This window comes from Streptomyces sp. NPDC015532, assembly GCF_043078065.1.
GTDB lineage: Bacteria > Actinomycetota > Actinomycetes > Streptomycetales > Streptomycetaceae > Streptomyces.
In genome coordinates this window covers 551,839-572,111 of sequence record NZ_JBIBSY010000003.1, presented here as the reverse complement: position 1 = coordinate 572,111, position 20,273 = coordinate 551,839, and the positions used below count along the sequence as shown (strand labels likewise).

General features: G+C 68.4%; 20 protein-coding genes. 5 read left to right on the top strand and 15 right to left on the bottom strand.

The window, feature by feature from the left end; translation table 11 throughout:
• Positions 1-80: 80 nt before the first annotated feature.
• Together ACF07B_RS13780 and ACF07B_RS13775 are read left to right on the top strand one after the other, a co-directional pair.
• Entirely contained in the window at positions 81-2,903 is a 2,823-nt protein-coding gene (locus tag ACF07B_RS13780) for a hypothetical protein (protein ID WP_392179105.1), read from the top strand.
• A 237-nt stretch (positions 2,904-3,140) separates the two neighbouring features.
• On the top strand, positions 3,141-3,980 hold the full coding sequence (locus tag ACF07B_RS13775) for an RNA polymerase sigma factor SigF (protein ID WP_392179104.1): 840 nt from the start codon (positions 3,141-3,143) through the stop codon (positions 3,978-3,980).
• Positions 3,981-4,091: 111 nt separating this feature from the next.
• Here the strand turns inward: ACF07B_RS13775 and ACF07B_RS13770 are convergent, their stop codons facing one another.
• From ACF07B_RS13770 to ACF07B_RS13755, 4 genes are read right to left on the bottom strand one after another with little or no spacing between them, the layout of a single operon-like run.
• A complete protein-coding gene (locus ACF07B_RS13770; RefSeq protein WP_392179103.1) occupies positions 4,092-4,616 on the bottom strand; it encodes a MarR family winged helix-turn-helix transcriptional regulator in 525 nt (174 codons plus the stop codon).
• Positions 4,617-4,676: 60 nt separating this feature from the next.
• Positions 4,677-5,150, bottom strand: a complete 474-nt coding sequence (locus ACF07B_RS13765; RefSeq protein ID WP_392179102.1) for an STAS domain-containing protein — start codon at positions 5,148-5,150, stop codon at positions 4,677-4,679.
• Positions 5,147-6,232: a B12-binding domain-containing protein gene (locus ACF07B_RS13760; RefSeq protein ID WP_392179101.1), complete on the bottom strand. Its 1,086-nt coding sequence runs from the start codon at positions 6,230-6,232 to the stop codon at positions 5,147-5,149. The genes ACF07B_RS13765 and ACF07B_RS13760 overlap by 4 nt, the downstream gene beginning before the upstream one ends.
• Positions 6,229-7,794, bottom strand: a complete 1,566-nt coding sequence (locus ACF07B_RS13755) for a PP2C family protein-serine/threonine phosphatase (RefSeq protein ID WP_392179209.1) — start codon at positions 7,792-7,794, stop codon at positions 6,229-6,231. Before ACF07B_RS13755 ends, ACF07B_RS13760 begins: the two co-directional genes overlap by 4 nt.
• Positions 7,795-8,366: 572 nt before the next feature.
• Between ACF07B_RS13755 and ACF07B_RS13750 the strand changes: the two genes are divergently transcribed.
• Positions 8,367-8,822, top strand: a complete 456-nt coding sequence (locus ACF07B_RS13750; protein WP_392179100.1) for an ATP-binding protein — start codon at positions 8,367-8,369, stop codon at positions 8,820-8,822.
• A 65-nt stretch (positions 8,823-8,887) separates the two neighbouring features.
• Here ACF07B_RS13750 and ACF07B_RS13745 read toward each other — a convergent pair whose 3' ends face one another.
• The 5 genes from ACF07B_RS13745 to ACF07B_RS13725 form a co-directional block, all read right to left on the bottom strand.
• Positions 8,888-9,241, bottom strand: coding sequence for an STAS domain-containing protein (locus ACF07B_RS13745; RefSeq protein WP_369481063.1), 354 nt, complete (start codon positions 9,239-9,241; stop codon positions 8,888-8,890).
• A gap of 1 nt (position 9,242) precedes the next feature.
• Positions 9,243-10,514 carry a PP2C family protein-serine/threonine phosphatase gene (locus ACF07B_RS13740; protein ID WP_392179099.1) on the bottom strand — a complete coding sequence of 424 codons (1,272 nt, stop codon included), beginning with the start codon at positions 10,512-10,514 and terminating at the stop codon, positions 9,243-9,245.
• Positions 10,514-11,338, bottom strand: a complete 825-nt coding sequence (locus ACF07B_RS13735) for an alpha/beta fold hydrolase (protein ID WP_392179098.1) — start codon at positions 11,336-11,338, stop codon at positions 10,514-10,516. Before ACF07B_RS13735 ends, ACF07B_RS13740 begins: the two co-directional genes overlap by 1 nt.
• Before the next feature lie 202 nt (positions 11,339-11,540).
• Positions 11,541-11,744, bottom strand: coding sequence for a cold-shock protein (locus ACF07B_RS13730; RefSeq protein ID WP_369481060.1), 204 nt, complete (start codon positions 11,742-11,744; stop codon positions 11,541-11,543).
• A 640-nt stretch (positions 11,745-12,384) separates the two neighbouring features.
• Positions 12,385-12,720 (bottom strand): MerR family transcriptional regulator, encoded by a 336-nt coding sequence (locus tag ACF07B_RS13725; RefSeq protein ID WP_392179097.1) that lies wholly within the window; start codon positions 12,718-12,720, stop codon positions 12,385-12,387.
• A gap of 959 nt (positions 12,721-13,679) precedes the next feature.
• Between ACF07B_RS13725 and ACF07B_RS13720 the strand changes: the two genes are divergently transcribed.
• Positions 13,680-14,036: a hypothetical protein gene (locus tag ACF07B_RS13720; protein WP_392179068.1), complete on the top strand. Its 357-nt coding sequence runs from the start codon at positions 13,680-13,682 to the stop codon at positions 14,034-14,036.
• A 101-nt stretch (positions 14,037-14,137) separates the two neighbouring features.
• Here ACF07B_RS13720 and ACF07B_RS13715 read toward each other — a convergent pair whose 3' ends face one another.
• The 6 genes from ACF07B_RS13715 to ACF07B_RS13690 all read right to left on the bottom strand — a co-directional run bounded on the left by ACF07B_RS13715 (position 14,138) and on the right by ACF07B_RS13690 (position 18,965).
• The gene (locus ACF07B_RS13715; protein ID WP_392179096.1) at positions 14,138-14,266 is read right to left on the bottom strand and encodes a hypothetical protein; all 129 of its coding nucleotides are present in this window, start codon (positions 14,264-14,266) and stop codon (positions 14,138-14,140) included.
• Between the two features lie 49 nt (positions 14,267-14,315).
• A complete protein-coding gene (locus ACF07B_RS13710; protein ID WP_392179095.1) occupies positions 14,316-14,564 on the bottom strand; it encodes a hypothetical protein in 249 nt (82 codons plus the stop codon).
• Positions 14,543-14,749, bottom strand: a complete 207-nt coding sequence (locus tag ACF07B_RS13705; RefSeq protein WP_392179094.1) for a hypothetical protein — start codon at positions 14,747-14,749, stop codon at positions 14,543-14,545. The genes ACF07B_RS13710 and ACF07B_RS13705 overlap by 22 nt, the downstream gene beginning before the upstream one ends.
• Before the next feature lie 144 nt (positions 14,750-14,893).
• Positions 14,894-15,187 (bottom strand): putative quinol monooxygenase, encoded by a 294-nt coding sequence (locus ACF07B_RS13700; RefSeq protein ID WP_392179093.1) that lies wholly within the window; start codon positions 15,185-15,187, stop codon positions 14,894-14,896.
• Positions 15,188-15,218: 31 nt separating this feature from the next.
• Positions 15,219-17,780 (bottom strand): GH32 C-terminal domain-containing protein, encoded by a 2,562-nt coding sequence (locus tag ACF07B_RS13695; RefSeq protein ID WP_392179092.1) that lies wholly within the window; start codon positions 17,778-17,780, stop codon positions 15,219-15,221.
• Positions 17,781-18,002: 222 nt separating this feature from the next.
• Positions 18,003-18,965 (bottom strand): carbohydrate kinase, encoded by a 963-nt coding sequence (locus tag ACF07B_RS13690; protein WP_392179091.1) that lies wholly within the window; start codon positions 18,963-18,965, stop codon positions 18,003-18,005.
• Positions 18,966-19,221: 256 nt separating this feature from the next.
• Here ACF07B_RS13690 and ACF07B_RS13685 point away from each other — a divergent pair, with 256 nt between their 5' ends.
• The gene (locus ACF07B_RS13685) at positions 19,222-20,250 is read left to right on the top strand and encodes a sugar ABC transporter substrate-binding protein (RefSeq protein WP_392179090.1); all 1,029 of its coding nucleotides are present in this window, start codon (positions 19,222-19,224) and stop codon (positions 20,248-20,250) included.
• Positions 20,251-20,273 lie beyond the last annotated feature (23 nt).

Genomic DNA, 20,273 nt, shown 5'->3' with positions numbered 1-20,273 from the left:
GCGGCAAATCCGCCGTACCGCACATTCCGTCCATAGACTCACGCAACACTCCCTCGACATATGCCAGTTGGAGGTTCCCTTTGCCCCGCCGTCCACCCCTCGACGCCGAGCCGCACCGGACCGTGTCCGCCGACCTCCACCGGATCGTCCGGGTGCTCGACCCGTACGTCATCGACCGCCGGGCCGGAGCGACGCGCCGGCATCGGTCCCGCGAGCACGGACTGCCGGCCCTGCTGCTGGCCCGGCTGCCGGACGGTGGCGCGGCCACGGACACGGCGGAGCCGGATCCGGGGCTCACCGCACTCGTGCTGGACTACGGGGAGCGCCTCAAGTCCTCCGGCGGCGGGGTCCAGCGGGACGGTACCCACTTCGCCCCGCACGCGGTGGTCGGTGACGTGGGGCCCGACCGGACCCGCGTGCGGGAGGACGGGCCGCACCTGCTCCTGCTGGAGGACGTGGCCGAGCAGCTGAGGGAGTCCATGCCGCAGGGTGCCGGGGCGCTGCGGCTGCCCGAGTTCGACACCTGTCTGTCGGTCCTGCGCGCCCCGGTCCAGGACGACGACGCGGCGGGCCAGCGGCGCACCCTGCGCAAGCTGCTGTGCGACACGTACGCCGCGAGGTTTCACGAGGCTTTCCCCGTCGCGCAGTTCGGCGAGGCCATGGACGGATGGTGGGGCGCTCCGTTTCGTCTGCTGAGCATCGTGGCCCGCTGGCTGTGGCGCCGGTGGTACGGCATGCGCGTCGACAGGCGCCACCCGTGGGTGAGCCGCGTGCTGGACCTGCCCGGCCGCAGCTTCCTCAACGCCGCGGTGCAGCTGCGGCTGACGCACCAACTCGCCCTGGCGCACGAGGCGGCACACCCCGCGCGTGCGGTGGAGTCGCGCGAGGAGGAGCTGGTCCGCGAGATCCTCCTCACCGCGTTGATCCACGACCTGGCCAGGGCGGCCCGGCCCCGTGCGTGGAGTCGCCTCCGCCCCCGGCGCGCATGGCCCTTCGTGGTGCTCCTGCCGACTGTGGGCGGCGCGGGGTCCGCCTGCCGCGAGTTCCTGGACACCTACGCCGCCGTCGCCCACGACATCGCGAACAGTCCGCTGCTGGTGCTGGGCGCCGCCACGGACGAGCTCCCCCCGTACGCCGCCAGTCCGCCGCTGCGGGCCTTCCCCGCACAGAGAGGCGCCCTCGGCACCCGCCCGCCGGGTCACGAGGCGACCACCACGCCGTTCTCGGCCGCGGTCGCCGGCCACGCCACCGACGCGGTGCGCGTGCTGGCCCTGCCGCGCACCCCGGACGACGGCACCACGGTGGCGGAGGTGCCCCCGCCCACCACGGTGGACTTCCGTCCTCCCCGTATCAGCGACTGGTGGCGTCCGGTGGCCGCCGTCACCGCCGCGGCGATGCTGTGCGGAGGCGGTCTCGTCCTGTCCAGGGAAGTGATGGACCTCCTCCCCGACGGGAGTCTCGCCGCCTCCTGCCGGCACGTGGGGAAGGGAGAGGTCGTCGGTCTGACCGACGGCAACGACGGCTGCGACCTGGCCCACGGCGAGTACGCGGCGGACCTGCGAAAGCTGGAGAAGGCCCTCGGCCGGCAGAACGCGAAGGTGCGCACGGACCAGCCCTACCGCACCATCGTCTTCTTCGCGCCGCTGAGCGTCGGCTCGGAGTCCAAGCGCACCGCGCCCATCGGCTTCCAGACGCTGCGCGGCGCGCTGCTCGCCCAGAAGAACGTCAACAGCCGCCATCTCAAGGCCCAGGTGCCCGTACGGCTGCTCGTCGCCAACGCCGGGGAATACTTCCGCTTCGGCTCACGCGGCGGCCTCAACAAGACCAACAGCACGGACGTGGACGTCGCGCGGATGATCGTCGACCGGGCGGACCGGGACCACATCGCGGCCGTCATGGGTCTTCACCAGAGCCGTCCGGAGTCCCAGCAGGCCGCGATCGAACTGGGAGCCCAGGGCATCACCGTCCTCGGGACCGGGGTCTCGGGCCAGCGCATGGTCGACGGGGACTCGCCCGTGTCGTACTTCCAGCTGTCACCGACCGACGCGCGCATCGCCGCGGTCATGGCCTCCTTCGCCCTCCACTCACCGCAACTGCGCGCCCTGACGGACCCCGCCCCGGGCAGCTCAGGCCCTGCCGCCGTCGTCGTCTACGACCCGAAGGACACGTACTTCAGCGCCGACCTCGCCCGCCGGTTCGACTCCGCCTATCGCTCCACCGGGGCGGTGCATCTCGTGAAGTACGGCGAGATGGACAACGGGCGGACCACCCGGGCCATCGCCGACACCGTCTGCACGCTTGTCCACCGCACCGGCGGTTTCGTTCTGTACGCGGGCCGTTCCAGCGTCATGGAGGACCTCTTCGAGCACATGCAGAGCGAACAGGCCTGCCGCGCCCGCGTCGCCCCCGTGCCGGTGCTGGCGGAGAGCCCGGCTCCGGACGTGATCCTTCATCCGGACCTGATGCATGACGAGTACGACGCGCTGAAGCTCTTCTACAACCAGTTCAGCCTTCCGGCCCCCGGTGGGCCGTTCGGCCAGAAGTTCAGGCGCGCCTTCCACCTGTCCGCCGAGAACGACGCCGCGCTCGGGTACGACGCCGTCAAGATCCTCTCCGAGGCCATGAACGCCATCTTCTCGACGGATCCCGCCTTCTCGCCCAGCGCGCTCGTCACCCATCTTCAGGACCCCGGCATCCATGACTACGTCGGGGAATCCGGGGTCATCACCCTGAACAGCGATCACCACTACCCACCGGACAAGGAGATCCACGTCCGCGAGATCACCCCGGCCGGCGACAAGATCACGGACCTGACGTGCGGAGTGCTCTCCCAGGGTGCGCGGAACGTCACCCACTGGGGACCGGGCGGCAGCTTCGACTGCCCGATGGACACAGCGTCCTGACGGAGCGCCAAGCAGAGGGCCGCGGTGGTGACTTCCACCCCGGCCCTGGCACCGCAGCACCGACCAGACCGGATGGACGGCCGACCGTGCCGAGCGCAACCACTGGACGAGGGTTCGGATGCGCTGGGTTCGCTCTGAAATCGCCTGGCATGCATTTTTCGAACCTGGGTACGCCGTCTGTTGCCAGCGCGCAAGGGGCCGGTGGCCGAAGGCTGGATCACGCAGGAGGGGCCGGACATGACAGTGACGAAGACGGCAGAGGCGCGGACCGTTGTGCTGCCGGAGATCGCGGACCCGTCGCAGGTCGCTCCCAGGGATGCCCGGCAGTTGTCCAGGCTGTTCTTCGACCAGCTCACCGTTCTGGATGAGGGCACGCCCGAGTACCAGTACGCGCGCAACACCCTCATCGAAATGAACCTCACCCTCGTCCGCTTCGCGGCCGCGCGTTTCCGCAGCCGCAGCCAGGACGAGATGGAGGACATCGTCCAGGTCGGCACCATCGGCCTCATCAAGGCCATCGACCGCTTCGAACTCACCCGCGGAGTCGAGTTCACCTCCTTCGCCGTCCCTTACATCGTCGGTGAGATCAAGCGCTTCTTCCGCGATACGAGCTGGGCCGTCCACGTCCCGAGGCGCCTTCAGGAAGCCCGCGTTCAGCTGGCGAAGGCCACCGAGGAGCTCCGCAGCCGGCTCGGGCGCACGCCCACGGTCAAGGAGCTGTCCGCGCTGATGTGCCTCAGCGAGGAGGAGGTCAACGAAGCGCGTCTGGCTTCCAACGGCTACAACTCGTCCTCTCTGGACGCCGCCATCAGCTCCGGCGACGACGGCGAGGCCGCGCTGGCCGACTTCATCGGCGCTGACGACAACGCCCTCGAACTCGTCGAGGACTTCAACGCCCTCGCCCCCATGATCGCCGAACTCGACGACCGCGAACGGCGCATCATCCACATGCGGTTCGTCGAGGAACTCACCCAGGCCCAGATCGGCGAGCACCTCGGCGTCTCCCAGATGCACGTCTCCCGGCTCCTCAACCGCACCTTGGCCAAGCTGCGCGAAGGCATGCTCGCCGCCAACTGACCTCGCTCGGCCGCAACGTGCCGGTGGCGCTGCCCGCCTTGCGTGGCGTGCTTCGACCGCTGATGGGGGTCTTCGGCCACAACTGGGCTGCTGCGATGGCGGGTACGAATGTCAGGCGGATCGGGCTGTGTCCCGCGGCAGGGGGACGGGTGGGGCGTCCTCTGGGGCAAGGCGGAGCATGGGCTGGTCGACCAGTGCCTGCTGCAGTCCGGCGAGGGCTTCGGTCAGTGCGGTGCGCTGCCGGCCCGGCATGCCGTCGAGGGCCTGGACGAGGAGGTGGTCGCGGCGTTCACGGATCCGGGCCAGGTGCTTGCGGCCTGCCCCGGTCAGGGAGAGCGTGACTTCGCGGCGGCTGTCCGGGCAGGGCCGGCGTTCGACGAAGCCGAGGGCCTGGAGGCGGTCGACCAGGCGGCAGACCGAGGGCGGCGCGGCGCCCAGGAGCCGGTTGAGGGCTCGCATGCGTATCCCGTTCTCACGGTCGACGATGTACATCACGCGGAGTTGGGAGACGGGGATGTAGGGGGGTGGGGCGTCGCGGTCCTGTTCCCACATGACGTCGAGGAGTTCGGCGATGCTGCCGGCCTGGCGGGCCGCGGCGCGAACGGGATCGAGGGTGGGGCGGGTGCGCTCGGTCATGCGGGTTCCCATCCGAGGGGCCTGGTCCCTGATGCCGGTGACACACGCAGGGTTGGGACGTCAGCCGCTGGAGTCCGATCCGGAGGGCCGGTGCCCTTGGCCGGCGCGGTCGAGGGGTATGTCGTCTTCTGACGTATGACGATATGCCATGCGGTGGGGCTCGGCGTGACCGCTCGTCGTGGCAACGTGGTGGGGGACGAGGTGGTCCAGGGTGCCGGTGATGTCCAGCATCCGGTCGAGAGCAGGGGGCCGGGCGTCCAGGTGGAGGGTGACGTGTGCGGCGGTGGAGCGGCGGTGGAGCATCAGCAGCATGGCCAGGCCCATGGAGTCGAGGCCGTCCAAGTCGCCGCAGTCCAGGTGCACGGCACGCAGGCCGGGCGTGCCTTCGAGGTGCTCGGTCGCGGCAGCCAGGAAGTACTCGGCGCAGCCGTGGTCGAGGAACCCGTGCACCTCCAGGATCAGGACGTCCTCGTCCGGGCTGGGTGCGGTGGTCAGGCGGAAAGGGGTGGGTTCGAATCCGAAGGGAGGCGTCATGCGGTGTTCCTGGAGTCGGAGGCGATCACGGACCTTGTCCCGGTGAGGCAGTCGGTGGCCTGAGTGAGCATGAGAGTGGCCCGGGGGAAGTCCTTGAGCTGCTCGCTCAGGATGTCCAGGGCCGGAATGAGGGAACGGGCCGGGACGCTGCGCGCGTTGAGGATTCCGGCTGTCCAGGTGAGGAAGTCCGTGAAGAGTTCCGGGTCGCCGGTGTAGAGGGCGGCGGCCAGGAAGTCCACGATGTGCGCGATGTCCTCGGCCGTGTGCTGGCGTTGCCGGGCGGTGTAGTCGCGCATGGCGGGGAAGCGTTCTTCCAGTGCGCCCATGACCGCGCGCACCAGGCGGGTGTGGGTGCGGGCGACCATGGTGTATTCCTGGTCGGCCAGGTGCGGCAGGTCGTCGATGGGCTGGTGCGCCGGTGCCGGGCGGGGCAGCGGTCCCTGGTCGAGCCGGTCCGCAGCGGTCGTCGCGTCCGGGGCCCAGGCGTCGGCGCCGAGAAGGCGGGCGTACTGGCCGTGCGGACCGAAGGCGGCCCCGCCGACGAGGACGGGGGTGCCGGTGGCCTGGACCGCGGTGATCGTGGCGTGTGCGGTCGGCAGGCGGGTCGCGATCGAGCCGGAGAGCGCCACCATTTCGGGACCGGTCTGGTGGATGTGCGTGATCAGGTGGCTGGTGGGGACCTGAGCACCGAGGTAGTCGACCGTCCAGCCGCGCAGCTTGAGGACTTCGGCCAGGAGGCGGGCGGGCAGGCCGTGCCATTCCCCGTCCACACAGGCCACGATCACCGTGCCCCGGCCGACTGCGGTGTGGGCGGCGTAGTGATACGAGAGTGCGGCGACGGCCCGGTCGTTGATCGCGGTGGCGGCGTGTTCCTGTGCGACGGTGAGGCGGTTGGCGGCCCACTCCTCGCCGACCTTGCGCTGAACGGGCGCGATCACGTCCTGGAGCACGCTTTCCGCCGGCGTGCCGTCCTCCAGCGCGCCGAAGACCGTACGGGTGGCGGCCTGCTCGTCGCCGAGGGAGACCGCCTCCCACAGCTGGTCGATCCGGTGCTCCAGGGAGACGGTGGAGGTAGGGCTCATGCAGTGAACCTGCCCCGAGTACGGCCGTCCACCGCGCTGAGGTGGTGGGAACGGGGAGCGGCGATGACCATGACGGCCATGTCGTCGTGCGTCGCGGATCCCACCCACTGGGAGGCGAGCATCTGCACGTGTTCCACGATCGCCTCCGCCGGCATTCCCGCGCACCGGGCCAGCGCGTCCTTCAGCCGGTTCTCGCCGAACATCTCGTCGCCGAACGGGCCGCCCTTGGCCTCGGTGATGCCGTCGGTGAACAGCACGCAGAACTCACCAGGAGCCAGGGTCTCGTGAGCGGTCGTCGCGCGGGCCGTGGGGAAGACCCCGACGAGAGTGCCGCGGGAGCTGCCTTCCTCCACGGTGCCGTCGCTTCGCACGATCAGGGCCGGCGGATGTCCGGCGCTGGTCACCTGAAGGCGTACGGAACCGGCCTTGCGCACGGCGGAGGCCATGACGAGGGTGGCGAATCGGGTGTGGTGGGAGTTGATGAGAGCGCCGTTGAGGAGGTCGATCACGCGCTGGTGGTCATCGGCCATGGGCAGCAGGGCCTGAAGCGTGTTGCGGATCTTTCCGGTCAGGACGGCGGCTTCGAGGCCTTTGCCGCAGACATCGCCCAGGACCGCGAAGGACGCTTCACCGTCGGTGACGGCGGGGTGGACGTCGTAGAAGTCGCCACCGATCCGCTCGTGGTCCTTCGACGGCCGGTAGCCGCCTGCGAAGTCCACTCCCGAGATCTGGCCCAGGACCGGCGGGAGCAGGTCCTGCATCAGGGTCCGGGAGAGAGAGGACTGCTCGGCGTAGAGGCGTGCCGCGGACATCGCGGCGCCGGCGCGGGCGGCGAACAGACGGGCGAAGACCTCCTCCGCCTCACTGAACGCGGTCTCCCCGCTGCGTCGCAGCAGGATCAGGGCTCCGGCGGGCACACCGTGCCCTGGCAGCGGCGTGACGACGATCGAACCGACCGTGCCGAATCCGTCGGGGACCAGCCAGCCCGGGGCCGAGGCTGGGTCGATCCATCGCGACGGCACCGGCGGGAAGCCCTGGAGAGCCTCCCCCAGACCAGGGACTTCCTCGGGGTCGACGTCCCACTGGAAGCGCCGCGGCCCGTCGCCGCGCAGGCAGACCACGACCGGCAGCCGGTGGGCGCTGCGCGGCGCGATGACCAGCGCGGCGTCCGCGAGATATTCGGCGGCCAGTTGGGCGGTCACGTCCATGCACCGCTCCAGATTCAGTGACGAGAGCAAGGTGTTGGAGGCTTCGGCGAGGAAAGCGGTCCTCTCACGCTCCATCCGCAGCCCTTCACGGGCCAGCCGGTGATCAGTGTCGTCCACGAACCACCACACGACGTCCCCGTCGTCCTGCACGGTGGGATGAGCCTCAAAGGTCCTCTCCCCCACCGGACCAGACACCTGGACGTTGTCGCTCGGGCCGTCTGCCACCTGGCGTGCGTGTGCGTCCGCGAGCCAGGTCGGCACGCTCCCGGCCATGGCAGCACCGGAGCGGATCCCGGGGAAGAGTCCGCCGGCCTGGGCGTTGACGTGGCGCACCGCACCGGCGGGATCCGCGATAAGGACTGGGTAGGGCACAGACGTCCATGGCACATGAGCCGGAGCATCGACGCTCACGGCATGTTCCTGCTGGGCGGAAGTCACAAATACGAAGGCCCGCTACGCGAACCCCTCACCTCATCCGGTCGAAGAAAGTTGCCCTACGGCAACCATCCTCCACCAGGACCATCACTGGCAACCCACCCTCCTTTCGAACCGCCTCCGAACAGGCATTTCACTCGCCTACAGCTCCGGAGCCCGCGACAGTGACGCTCTCGCCCCCGACGGAGACAACCGCCTCACCTGACAAAAAGCACAGGCCAGAGCCCCGCGAGGCCGCGGATGCGCCAGAGGAGCACGGCCCCGCCCGGGGCCCCGACAGGGCGGGTGAAGACTCTGAGGAGAGGATGAAAAGGTTCACGAAAACGGGCGGCCGGCCAGTTCTCCTCCCCTCCCCGGCCCTCGGCCCGCGAGTCCTGAGCCGGGCTCACCGGAGCGGCGAAGCGCGCTCGCACTTGTCGAAGAGGTCAGCTCCACCGCGGGTGTGCAGGACACAGGGAGGGGTACCAGGCCGAGAGACGGAAGGGGTGGAAATGGGCAAAACATCAGAAAGTCACGGAGGCGGGGAGCCCGACGCGGCCTCGCCGTTCGAGACCTCGCTCGCGCTGGACGGCGACGGCTCCCGCATCGCCCAGGCCCGCCGTCTCGCGACGGCCTTTCTGACAAGGCTGAGAGACGGCTACGGCGTCCCCATCGTGACGGCCACGGTGGAGATCGTCCAGCTCATCGTCAGCGAACTGGTCACCAACGCCCGCACGTACGCCCCCGGACCGGCGCTTCTGCACCTGCGGATCACCGGCCCCGTGCTGCGGGTCGAACTCTGGGACAGCAACCCCGTCCTGCCGACCGCCAAGGCCCCGGATCCGGAACGCATCGGCCGGCACGGCCTGGAGATCGTCACAGCCCTGGCCCAGAGCGTCACCGTTGAAAGGACAGCCGTCGGTAAACGCATCACCGCCGGCATCGCCCTCAGCCCGGCCACGACCTAGCCGGACCGGGTTCTCGAAGCCTCGGCGCCCTGCGTCCGGCCCGAACGCGGAGCCCCGGGGCCGGATCAGCCTCCCGCAGAGCGGGGGGTGGTGGCCGTCGAGGCGTCTGGGTGGATGGTGAAGACCCGGTCCAGACCGATGATGGACAGAATGCGGGCGGTATTGGCGGGGACCGCGGCCAGGGCCATGCCGCCGCCCAGTTCGGTGGCCAGGTTACGGGCGGCCAGCAGAGTGGTGATGCCGCTGGAGTCGCAGAATTCCAGGCCTGCCAGATCCAGGACCAGCAGTTGGCCGCCGGTCAGGGTGAGACCGTCGAGGCTCCTGCGGAGATCTGGGGCGCTCTCGTAGTCGAGGTCACCGGTGATCTCGAGTACGGGACCGGTGGCGGCGTCTCGGTAGGTGATCGTCAGCGGGCTCATCTCAGGTCTTCACTCGCGGGGTGGGCAGCGGGGCGGGCACGCCGAGGGCGAGCAGCGCGGTGTCGTCGTCAAGTCCGTCACCGAACCCGGTGAGGAGCCCGGTCAGGGCGGTGATCAGGGCCTGCGAGCCCGCTGCGGGCTGGGCGGCTGTGAAGGCGCGCAGGGCGTCCTCGCCGTACAGCTCGCGATCGGGCCCGGTGCGGGCCTCGGTCAGGCCGTCGGTGTAGAGCAGCAGGGTGTCGCCGGGGAAGAGCCGGCTGCGCGCGGTTTCGAACTGTGCGCCGGGCAGGACGCCGATGAGCATGCCGCCGGGGGTGGGCAGATAGTCCGCGGTGCCATCCGCGTGCTGGATCAGTGCGGAGGGGTGGCCGCCGGAGGCCAAGTGCACGCTGACGTGGTCGTCGGCGGGGTTGAGGACGCCGAATATGGCGGTGCAGTAGCGGGTGTCGCCGCTGGTGTACCGCTCGTGCAGCACGGTGTTCAGGGTGCTCAGCACGGTGACGGGGTCCGGGTCGTGCAGGGCGGCCGCCCGCAGCGTGTAGCGGGTCAGTGAGGTGACCGCGGCGGCCTGGGGGCCCTTGCCGCACACGTCGCCGAGGAAGAACGCCCACCGGTCCGCGTCGAGGGGGAACAGGTCGTAGAAGTCTCCGCCGAGAAGATCCGGAGAGGCGGTGTGGTAGTAGGAGCCGGCTTCCAGGCCCGGGACTTCGGGCAGTTCGGCGGGCAGCAGGTTCTGCTGGAGGACGGCGAGGGCTTCCTGGAGTCGTTCGCGGTCGGCCTCGGCCTGCCGGCGTGCTTCCTCGGCCGCCTGACGTCCGCGCAGCAGCTCGGTCTCGTAGGCGCGGCGGTCCCGGGCATCGAAGATCGTGGTGCGGACGAGCAGCGGTCCGCCGTCCTCGCCGGTCTTCACCTTCGACGTGACGAGCACCGGCAACCGCTGCCCGTCAGTGGCTTTGATGTCCAGGGCGATGCCGCTGACCTCGCCGTTCATCTGCAACAGCGGGGCGAAGTGCGTCTCGTGGTAGAGCTTGCCGCCCACGGTGAGCAGATCGGCGAACCGCATCCGCCCCACCACCTGCCGCCGCGAAAGACCCAGCCACTCCAGAAGGGTGGTGTTGATCTTCGCGATGGTGCCGTCCATCAGCGTTGACAGGTAGCCACAGGGCGCCTGCTCGTACAGTTCCTCCGCGCTGTCCTCCAGCAGAGCAGTGAAGGCCGCGTCGGTGGCTTCCATGTCTTGCTCCTCGTCCAAACATTGATCGCCGCAGCCCATCAGCGGGCCACTTCTATGAAGTCGGCGATCGCCGCCGCGGTGGCCTGCGGTGCGCTCAATTGCGGGCAGTGCCCCGTCGCTTCCAGCGTGACCAGGCGGCTGCCCGGGATCGCGTCGTTGACGAAGGCACCGACCTCGCGCGGGGCGATCACGTCCTGCTCGCATTCCAGGACCAGCGTCGGCATCGCGACCGTCTTGAGGTCGGCGCGGCTGTCGGACAGGAACGTCGTGCGCGCGAAGACCCGGGCCATGTCCGGGTCGGTCGCACAGAACGAGGTGGTCAGCTCCTGCCCGAGTTCCGGCCGGTCCGCGTTCCCCATGATCACTGGAGCCATCGCGGCGGACCAACCCAGATAGTTCGACTCCAGTGACTCCAGCAGCTCGTCGATGTCGTCCGCGCTGAAACCGCCCCGGTACCCGTCCTCGTCGATGTAGCGGGGCGAGGGAGCCACCATCACCAGGCGGGAGAACCGCTGCGGCGCCCTCGCCGCCGCGAGCACCCCGACCATGGCACTGACCGAATGCCCCACGAAGATCACATCCCGCAGGTCCAACTCCTCACAGACCTCCAGCGCATCCGAGGCATAGCCCTCCAACGAGCTGTAGCGCTGCTCACTCCAGGCCGAAGGGTCCGAGCGGCCGGAGCCCACGTAGTCGAACATCACCACCCGGAAGTCCGTGGCCAGCATGGGGACCACCAATCGCCACATGTTCTGGTCACAGCCGAACCCGTGCGCCAGCAGGAGCACCGGCCCGTCCGCACGGCCGGTGACGGTGACGTTGTTCCTGCGGCGAAAGCGGTCGTCCGTAGGTGCAGGGTTCATTCCTAGCCTTCCTCAGTAGGGCACATGTCAAGGAATTCCCGTCGCGCATGAGCAGTGCGGGAAACACAAGAACGAGTCGAAGAGAATACGAAAGCAGATCTGGCCTGCGATGAATTCGGTACGCATGCAGGCGGTAAATGCCCGCAGCGGGGTACGCGCACCCCGAGAGGTGCGTGCCCCCGCTGCGGAGTGCGCGTCGGCGTCAGACGGGAACGATGTTCTCCGCCGTCGGGCCCTTCTGGTTCGGCACGATGTCGAAGGTGACCTTCTGGCCTTCGAGCAATTCACGGAAGCCCTGGGAGGCGATGTTCGAGAAATGGGCGAACACGTCGGCGCCTCCGCCGTCCTGCTCGATGAATCCGAAACCCTTCGCCGCGTTGAACCATTTCACGGTGCCAGATGCCATGCCATATCTCCTTTGGGGCAGTGCGCCGGGACCCGCAATGCGCAGATACCGGGTCGCCGCGATGACACCCTCCCCGGAATGACCGGAAATACAAAAACGCTTCCACCGGCTGAAAGTACCGTTGGAGGCGTTTGAAGTTTGGGAACCAAGACTGCAACTCAGATCGACAGTAGCATGCCGTACTGGCCGGTGTGCGTTACAGAATTCCATTCTGCTCGCTGCGGTAAAAACACTCTCGGCACGGGTCGGTAAACCCTCACCTCGCGGTCGTAGCTATTAATCCACAGCTGACCTCGATTCTTCACGAGTGGCGTGAACTCGGTCCGATCGACGGTGCGCCCGTAATGATCTCTGTCCTTCGAGGGCGGGCCGGTGGGCAGGTGGCAGAGCCCGAAGCGCAGGGTGTCCGGCTCGGCGGCGGCGAGGTGATCGACGTCGTGGAGGGCCGGGAGGCGGTCGGCTTCGCGAACCGCCGCCTTGAGGGCTGCACCCGGCGGACGATCAGCCGTATCCCCCGCGGCCGTCCGTCGTGGACGTCTCCATGGTCAGGGACCCGCACGGCCGGCCGACGGACAGAACGACCCGCGCGTCACACCCCGGCATGTGTGTGCGGGATCCGTCGGAACCCGGACGCAGCGTCTCAGGACACGGGCGGACCGGACGGTCCGGCCGTCCGGCGGTGTTCGGCGTTGATGCGCTGCGCTTCTTCCAGCTGGTCTTCGAGGATGATGATGCGGCAGGCGGCCTCGATGGGGGTGCCCTGGTCGACGAGCTCGCGGGCACGGGCGGCGATGCGCAGTTGGTAGCGGGAGTAGCGGCGGTGCCCCCCGGCGGAGCGGAGCGGGGTGATGAGGCGGGCTTCGCCGAGGGCGCGGAGGAAGCCCTGGGTGGTGCCGAGCAACGCTGCGGCCCGGCCCATGGTGTAGGCGGGGTAATCGTCGTCGTCGAGCCGGCCGAACGAGTCGTCTGCTGTCACTTGCACCTCTCCGAGAAACGCGTGGAGGGGCCCCGGCGCTGTTCGCGCCAGGGCCCCGAAGGAACTGCTACACCATCTGCCGGCCCTGATACTGCGCCGGCCTACTGTTTCCGCAGACCCGACTGAGATGCTGTCGGGGTTGCGGGGATCGCGGTTGCTCGACCGGAGACCACCTCACTATCGATGTCCTGCGGTACCCGGGCTCAGCCATTCCGCCCGGGCGATCCTGATGGCGCTCGGCTCCTCCGTTCTTTCCCTCTGGGATCAACTCACTACTGGTACTGCTCTACCGCGTACTGCTGGTGATGCGACCTGCTCGGTGACCTGTGACAGCGCCACTCTTCGGCAGCCAGCCCCGTCGCCCGTCCTGCGTCTGCTCTGGCTTGGAACCCCACTGCCGAACCTCCCGGTGCGCGCGCCCGCAGCCGACGCCTTCACCGAGGAACCACTCACATACCTTCACTGCTGGATACCGCGAACTGCACTGACGGGTACTGCAACTTCAACTGCGGTCCTGCTCGCGGCGGCCCCTGATCACTGCGGGCCGCCCGGTCCGGTCGTCAGCCCCGTCGCCGTCCTGCGACAACCCTGGCTTCGGAGCTCCACCACCGCACCGTCCTGCACATTCCAACTACCTGTACCGCTGCCTGGCAGTTCGTGTCTGCCAGGCACTGCTGATCTCGACTACGAGAGAAACCATAGCCAGACGATCTCCCAATGTCTACTCCAGCCAACATAGATTTTCACGCGTTCAGCTAGGAGGTAAGCGGCCTCGACGGCGACGGAGGCCGCACACGTCACTGCCGGGGCGAGAGGGCGAAAGGTCCGGGGCATGTGCGGCGGGCAGCGTCGAGACCGACGAGCCCGCGCGGCGCATCACGTTGCGGGGCACCCTGTACGACGACATGATCCGCACCCAGCGGCCCGGCGTCAGGGTGGCCAGTCAATATAATCGGCGCATGTCGAAGCTTGACGAGCTGCTCGTTGACGTCGCCGCCCTGGTGGAGTCCGGGCAGAGCAACCAGATGTCCCTGACCGTGGTCATCGGTGGTGCTGTCATCACCGGCCGGCTTGCTCCCGAAGCGGTGTGGCGGCAGAGGGTGTCGGACGTGCTGACGGATTCCGCCCGCCTGGGAGAATTCTCAGCCGTCTTCGACACCCCCGCGAAGAACGGGCCGCCCACGCATCTGCACTTCCATGTCGCCCGGATCCTGCAAGGCACGGTGGGGATCCCGGAGACGGGCGGGATGTACCGCGTGGCGATCGCCGACGTCGGCGCCTGGACCGTGGGCGACTTCAGCTATTCCGACCACTGAGCGACCACCGCGACGGCAACCCGTCGCAAGCGGTGACGCGGTGTTCATCTCTCAGGGTGTCCGCGAACGCTTCTCTCGTTCGCGGACACTCGTCTCATCGACTAGTCGACTAGTGGGCCGGACTGGAGCAGCCCATGCCCGATCTCTCGCGCCACGCCCGTCAGCTGCGTGAACTGGCTGACGCTCTCGACGCGCAATCCGACCTGCCAGACGATCCGTTGGCGCCTCATCCGGACACGCTGGAGGTCATCAACGGCCGTCATTCCAGTCGCAGGCAGATCAACTACGCCGTCCCCAACGCTCTCCAACTCCAGCGGCGTATCCGCCGATACCACGCGGACCATTGATGTCCCTGGTGGCCACGTAGACGGCGGAGCCGGGATGCCGGGACTGCAGCAGCAGGGTGGAAGCCGCGAAGCGGTCATCGGGCACGTCCAGATCGAGCCAGTTCGGCAGCCCGTCACCCTTGGGCTCGATGTGCTCGAAGACGGCGTACACATCACCGGCTACCCGTACACCGCGCAGCACGTTTCGTCAGTTCGTAGACCCTTCAGGCGGCGGTCGGCCTTCTTCGCCGCCTCCCTGACATCGAGGTTGCGGCCGGCGAGCTTGTGATCGTCCAGTTCCCGCAGAACAACGGGCAGCAGGTGGACCATGTACCGCCTCCCCAGCAGTGGCGTGTAGATCGCCACGTCTGGATCATCGAGCAGCACGTTCGTGTCGACAGTTCTGCCCGCAGTGCCGCACGCCCCGTGAGGGCGCGGCGCCGTTCTGCGAGGGATCCCCCTCGCTTGGTTTCGTGGTCGCTGGATGTGTGCCGTGGTGTTCGCCGCGTCCGGGAGGTGGGCCGGGTTCCGTTACGCCAGCGGATCGAGGAAGGTCAGCACGGAGGCATCCTCTTCGACCAACGGGCTGAGGGCGGCGTTGAAAGGGCCGCCGTACGGGGCGTTCAGGTGCGCCTGGAAGGCGTCCTCGTCCTGGTACACCTCAAAGATCCAGAAAGCGCGCGGGTCGGCTTCCTTCGTGTAGACGTCGAAGGCGATGTTGCCTTCTTCCTCCCGCACCTTCAGGGCGTAGTCGCCGATCAGGCTGACGATCTCGTCCTGGGCTCCCTCGCGGGCGGTGAACTCGGCGAGCAGGGTTTTCCTCACGGTGTCGTGTCCTTGTCGGTCGTGGGCTGGATCAGTTGTGGATGGAGTCGAGGTGCCAGACGACGGCCCTGTCCAGCTTCACCGAGCCGTTCTCGGCGAAGACCTGCACGCCCTGGCTGGCAGGGTCCGGGAAGATCTGGTCGGTGATCGCGGCCTCGCCTCTGCCGCCGAAGACCTCGACGGACGACCAGTCGAGGAGGATACGCAGTTTCACCTTGCCGTTCTTGGCCTTCAGCGGTGCGGTCTGGACGCCGGGGAAGCTGGTGTTGAAGTCGACGGCGCCGGAGTGGGTGCGGTCGACGTACAGCTCTTGTGTCGTGGCGTCGTAGCCGATGACGGTCTCCTCGCCGCCTGCGCCGGTGCGTACCTTCAGGCCGAAGCGTTCGGCGTCCTTGAGGGAGAACGTCGCCTCGATGTCGAGGGCCTTGCCCTTGGCCGCGGGACCGATCAGGTTCTTGGAGGTGTTCTTGACGGTGACGTCGGCCGCGGACGCTGGATGCTTCTGCCGCAGGGACGTCACGCTGTTCACGGGCTTGCTGGTCAGCTGGATGCGGCCGTCGATGGTGCGTAGGGCCATCTCCCGGGGGATGCTCTGCGCGCCGCGCCAGGGGGACGTGGGGATGGCTCCGCTGTAGTCCCAGTTGTTCATCCAGCCGATCATGTAGCGCTTGCCGCCCGGCGCGTTCTCCCAGGACACGGCCGCGTAGTAGTCCTTGCCGTAGTCGGCCCAGTCGGCGCGCTGCACGACGGACTGCGCGGCCGTGTCGGCGGCGGTGAACTGGTCGGCCAGGATGTGACCCCAGCCGGCGGTGTTCATGTCGACGATCTGGATCTGCGCTTCCTTGCCGGCGTAGGGGCGCATGTCGAAGGAGGCCCAGTCCAGGGTCTCGCTCTTCGAGCCGGTGGCACTGCGGACGACCTTGCCGTCGACGATCAGGTTGACGGACGCCTCCTGGGAGACGGGCTGGGCCTGTGTGTCGGAGAGCATGATGTGGTCGACGTTGAGGTGGCCCCAGCCGCTGGTGTTGTCGTCGACGATCTTGATCTGTGCCTTCTTGCCCGCCAGGTCACGGACGTCCCATGAGGCCCAGTTGAGTGCCTCGCCGTCCTGTCCGGTGGTGCTGCGGACCACCTTGCCGTCGACGAGGAGCTCGACCGCGGTGGGGTTGTCGGAGTCGGCAGGGTGGTTGCCGCCGCCGATGAGGAAGTTGACGTAGTCCTTGTCGATGGTGAATGCGGGCGAGGTGAGGGTGCCGGTGGTGGAGTCGCCGTTCAGGAAGCTGTCGGCCAGACCGCTCCCCAGGAAACCGGAGACTTCCATCTGGTTGGGGAGCGTGCTGGTGGCCGGTGTGGTGCCGAAGGCGTCCCCGGTGGTCGTCCAGTCACCGTACGTGCCGCCCTCGAAGTCGGCGATGACCGTGCCGGCGGGCGGCGGGCCCTGCTCCATGGCGGTTCCCGGCATGTGCGGGTGCCGGCCGCCGCCGACCTTGAAGTTGAGGTACTTGCTGTCGACGGTGAAAGGGGGCGAGGTCAGCGTGCCGGTGGTGGCATCACCCGAGTGGAAGCTGTTGGCGAGACCCTTGCCGTCGAACCCGGCGACCGTGCCCTGCCCCTCCACTGCCCCGGCTGTCGGCGCCTGGCCGAACGCGGTGCCCGTACTCGTCCACGAACCGAAGTCCGTGCCTTCGAAGTCCTGCATCACGTTGCCGGGTGGCGGGGTGTAGGTGCCCTTGTCATCTGCGGCGAACTTCTTGCCGTCGAAGTCGCCGATGAAGTACTGGGCGGCCGAACCTCCGGCGATACCGCCGGGGTTGATGTTGACGACCAGGACCCACTTGATCTTCTTCTTGTCGCCGTCGACCGCGAGGGGGAACAGGTCGGGGCATTCCCATACGCCGCCCGTGGCGCCGGACGGTCCGAAGTCGCTCAGCAGGCTCCAGTCCTTGAGGTTCTTGGACGAGTAGAACCTCACCTTGTGCTCGGTGGACAGCGACACCGTCATCAGCCAGCTCTTGGTGGGCGCGTACCACTGGACCTTGGGGTCGCGGAATTCCTTGGAGCCGATGTCCAGGACGGGATTGCCCTGGTACTTCGTCCAGGTGCGGCCGCGGTCGGTGCTGTAGGCGAGCGACTGGGCCTGGATGCCGGTGGACTTGGAGTAGCTGGTGTAGATCGCAACCATGGCCGGGTTCTTCTTGGTGCCGAATCCGGTGGTGTTGTCCCAGTCGACGACCGCGCTGCCGGAGAACACCATCTCCTTGTCGTCGTGCGCCAAGGCGAGCGGAAGCTGCTTCCAGTGCGCGAGGTCCTTGCTCACCGCGTGGCCCCAGGACATGTCGCCCCAGGAGTTTCCGTTGGGGTTGTACTGGTAGAAGAGGTGGTATTCGCCCTGGTAGTACACGAGGCCGTTGGGGTCGTTCATCCAGTTCTTCTCGGGCGTGAAGTGGAACTGGGGCCGGTAGGTCTCCGTGTTGGGCGAGGTGTCTGCGGCTACGGCACGGGGGGCGAGCGGGGCAGCGGACAGTGCGCAGACGGTCGCTACCGCCGCGATCATCCGTGTGCGGGCATGCCGGGATACACGTCCAGAGCTCATGGTGTCTCCTGTGGTGTGGCCGTCCGCCGGCAGAGCCTGGGGGCTCTGGCTGGGACCGGCTGAAAGGTGATGCCCGGGTCGGCGTCCTCGTCCATGCCGTCGGCCCAGGAATGTCATCGTTGACTTGTGTCATCGATGACATCGAGTGGCCCGATGATGAGCGCGATCCGGCCGATGCGTCAACGGGTCGGGCGGGATTGCCCGGCGCCGCTCCCCCGGCCGTCAGGCGCCTCCGGCGGTCGCGAGCTGTTCCAGTTGGTTGCGCCAGGGAGGGTTGGGGCCGGCGACCGAGCAGGTCAGGGCCGCGACCTGGGCACCGAACCGGCAGGCTTCCGCGACATCGTCGAGACCGAGAGCGTCCAGTCGGCCGCCGAGGAGTCCGCGGGCAGCGAGATGGCGCAGCAGCCCGGCCGTGAAGGAGTCTCCGGCGCCCACCGTGTCGACCACCCGCGTGGCCGCCCCGGACACCAGCAGTCGCTGGCCGTCGAGTGAGGCCAGGGCGCCGTCGGCGCCGAGGGTGATCACGACGAGCCGCGCTCCCGCGGCGTGCCAGAGGTCGCATGCCCGCTCGGGCAGGGTGCCTGGCAGGAGGATGCCCAGGTCGTCCTCGCTCAGACGCAGGATGTCGGCAAGGCCGCACCAGTGTGCGAGCTTTGCGCGGTAGACCTCGGGATCGACCAGCAGTGGCCGGACGTTGGGATCGATGCTGATGGTGACCCGGGGGGAGGCCGCTGCCAGGAACTCCTCGACCGCAGCCGCGCCAGGTTCGCTGACCAGGGCCAGTGAGCCGGTGTGCACGCAGGCCGTTTCGGTCAGGTCCACTCCGGCCAGTTCCCCGGGGGCCCACTGCCAGTCCGCCGTGTTCTGCGCGTGGAAGGAGAACGCGGCCTGCCCAGCGGCATCCAGTTCAGCCACGGCCAGCGTGCTGGGCTCGGCTGCGGCGACGGCGTCCGACAGGTCCACGCCGGATGCCTCCAGGTGAGCCCGGAACATGCGGCCGAACACGTCTCCGGACAGGCGCGCGAGGAATCGGGTCGGCACGCCCAGCCGGGCCAGGGCCACGGCCGTATTCGCAGGCCCGCCGCCGGGCAGCACTCGCAGGGCGAGTTCGTTCGCGGTGTTTGCCGGCTCGGTGAAGGCGTCCGCGACGCACTCTCCCAGAACGGTGATCTGACGCGGGCTCATGGGCTGCTGCTCTCTCTCGGAACGGTTCAAGACCGGGAAGGGGGCCGTGCGGCGGCACGGCGGCCGACCGACTGCGCGGAGGCGACAGGCGCGGACGTTGCCGAATTATGACGAGCGGAAGGCATTGACGTTGCCGGGATCCGCAGTCCATCATCCTCGCCAGGCAGTGTCAACGATGACATAAGTCAACGATGACACCCAGGCGGCCTGCTCTGATCCCATCCCCGCGCCTCTCGCTATCCCACTGGAGTCGATCGTGTCTCGCACCACTCGTCTGTCTTCCTCCCTCCTCAGAGCCGCCGCGGTCACCGGCGTTGCGGCCCTCACCCTGACGGCCTGCGGGTCCGGCTCCGGCTCCGGCTCCGGCTCCACGAGCTCCGGCTCGGGCAGCGTTAAGGTCGGCCTGATCACCAAGACCGACACCAACCCGTTCTTCGTGAAGATGAAGGAGGGTGCGGAGAAGGCCGCCAAGGAGAACGGCGCCCAGTTGTCCACCGCGGCAGGCAAGTTCGACGGGGACAACGCCGGTCAGGTCACAGCCATCGAGAACATGGTCGCCTCCGGCGTGAAGGGCATCCTGATCACCCCGAGCGACTCCAAGGCGATCGTGCCCGCCATCCAGAAGGCCCGCGCCAAGGGTGTCCTGGTGATCGCCCTCGACACCCCGACCGACCCGCAAAACGCGGTCGACGCGCTCTTCGCCACCGACAACCTCAAGGCCGGCGAACTGATCGGCGAGTACGCCAAGGCCGCCATGAAGGGCAAGACGGCGAAGATAGCCACCCTCGACCTGGCGCCGGGTGTCTCCGTCGGAGTCCAGCGGCACAACGGCTTCCTGAAGGGCTTCGGCATCGGCGAGAAGGACCCGGCCGTTGTCTGTTCCCAGGACACCGGTGGCGACCAGGCCAAGGGACAGACCGCGATGGAGAACTGCCTGCAGAAGGCACCCGGCATCAACGTCGTCTACACCATCAACGAACCGGCTGCCCTGGGCGCCTACACCGCGCTCAAGGCGAAGGGCCGGGAGAAGGACGTCCTGATCGTGTCCGTCGACGGCGGCTGCACCGGGACCCAGGCCGTCAAGGACGGCAAGATCGCCGCCACGTCCCAGCAGTACCCCCTGAAGATGGCCGCCGAGGGCGTCAAGGCCGTCGTGACGTACGCCAAGGACGGCAAGAAGGCATCCGGTTACACCGACACGGGCGTCACCCTGATCAGCGACAAGGCACAGGACGGGGCCACGTCGAAGGACACCGGCTACGGCCTGGAGAACTGCTGGGGCTGAGCCGCCCCACCCACGCCACTCCC

Excerpts from the sequence above, each read along its gene's own strand:
- ACF07B_RS13775 (WP_392179104.1), top strand. The coding sequence starts at position 3,141 with ATGACAGTGACGAAGACGGCAGAGGCGCGGACCGTTGTGCTGCCGGAG.
- ACF07B_RS13770 (WP_392179103.1), bottom strand. The coding sequence starts at position 4,616 with ATGACCGAGCGCACCCGCCCCACCCTCGATCCCGTTCGCGCCGCGGCC.
- ACF07B_RS13765 (WP_392179102.1), bottom strand. The coding sequence starts at position 5,150 with ATGACGCCTCCCTTCGGATTCGAACCCACCCCTTTCCGCCTGACCACC.
- ACF07B_RS13760 (WP_392179101.1), bottom strand. The coding sequence starts at position 6,232 with ATGAGCCCTACCTCCACCGTCTCCCTGGAGCACCGGATCGACCAGCTG.
- ACF07B_RS13750 (WP_392179100.1), top strand. The coding sequence starts at position 8,367 with ATGGGCAAAACATCAGAAAGTCACGGAGGCGGGGAGCCCGACGCGGCC.
- ACF07B_RS13745 (WP_369481063.1), bottom strand. The coding sequence starts at position 9,241 with ATGAGCCCGCTGACGATCACCTACCGAGACGCCGCCACCGGTCCCGTA.
- ACF07B_RS13740 (WP_392179099.1), bottom strand. The coding sequence starts at position 10,514 with ATGGGCTGCGGCGATCAATGTTTGGACGAGGAGCAAGACATGGAAGCC.
- ACF07B_RS13735 (WP_392179098.1), bottom strand. The coding sequence starts at position 11,338 with ATGAACCCTGCACCTACGGACGACCGCTTTCGCCGCAGGAACAACGTC.
- ACF07B_RS13730 (WP_369481060.1), bottom strand. The coding sequence starts at position 11,744 with ATGGCATCTGGCACCGTGAAATGGTTCAACGCGGCGAAGGGTTTCGGA.
- ACF07B_RS13720 (WP_392179068.1), top strand. The coding sequence starts at position 13,680 with ATGTCGAAGCTTGACGAGCTGCTCGTTGACGTCGCCGCCCTGGTGGAG.
- ACF07B_RS13715 (WP_392179096.1), bottom strand. The coding sequence starts at position 14,266 with ATGAGGCGCCAACGGATCGTCTGGCAGGTCGGATTGCGCGTCGAGAGC.
- ACF07B_RS13695 (WP_392179092.1), bottom strand. The coding sequence starts at position 17,780 with ATGAGCTCTGGACGTGTATCCCGGCATGCCCGCACACGGATGATCGCG.
- ACF07B_RS13690 (WP_392179091.1), bottom strand. The coding sequence starts at position 18,965 with ATGAGCCCGCGTCAGATCACCGTTCTGGGAGAGTGCGTCGCGGACGCC.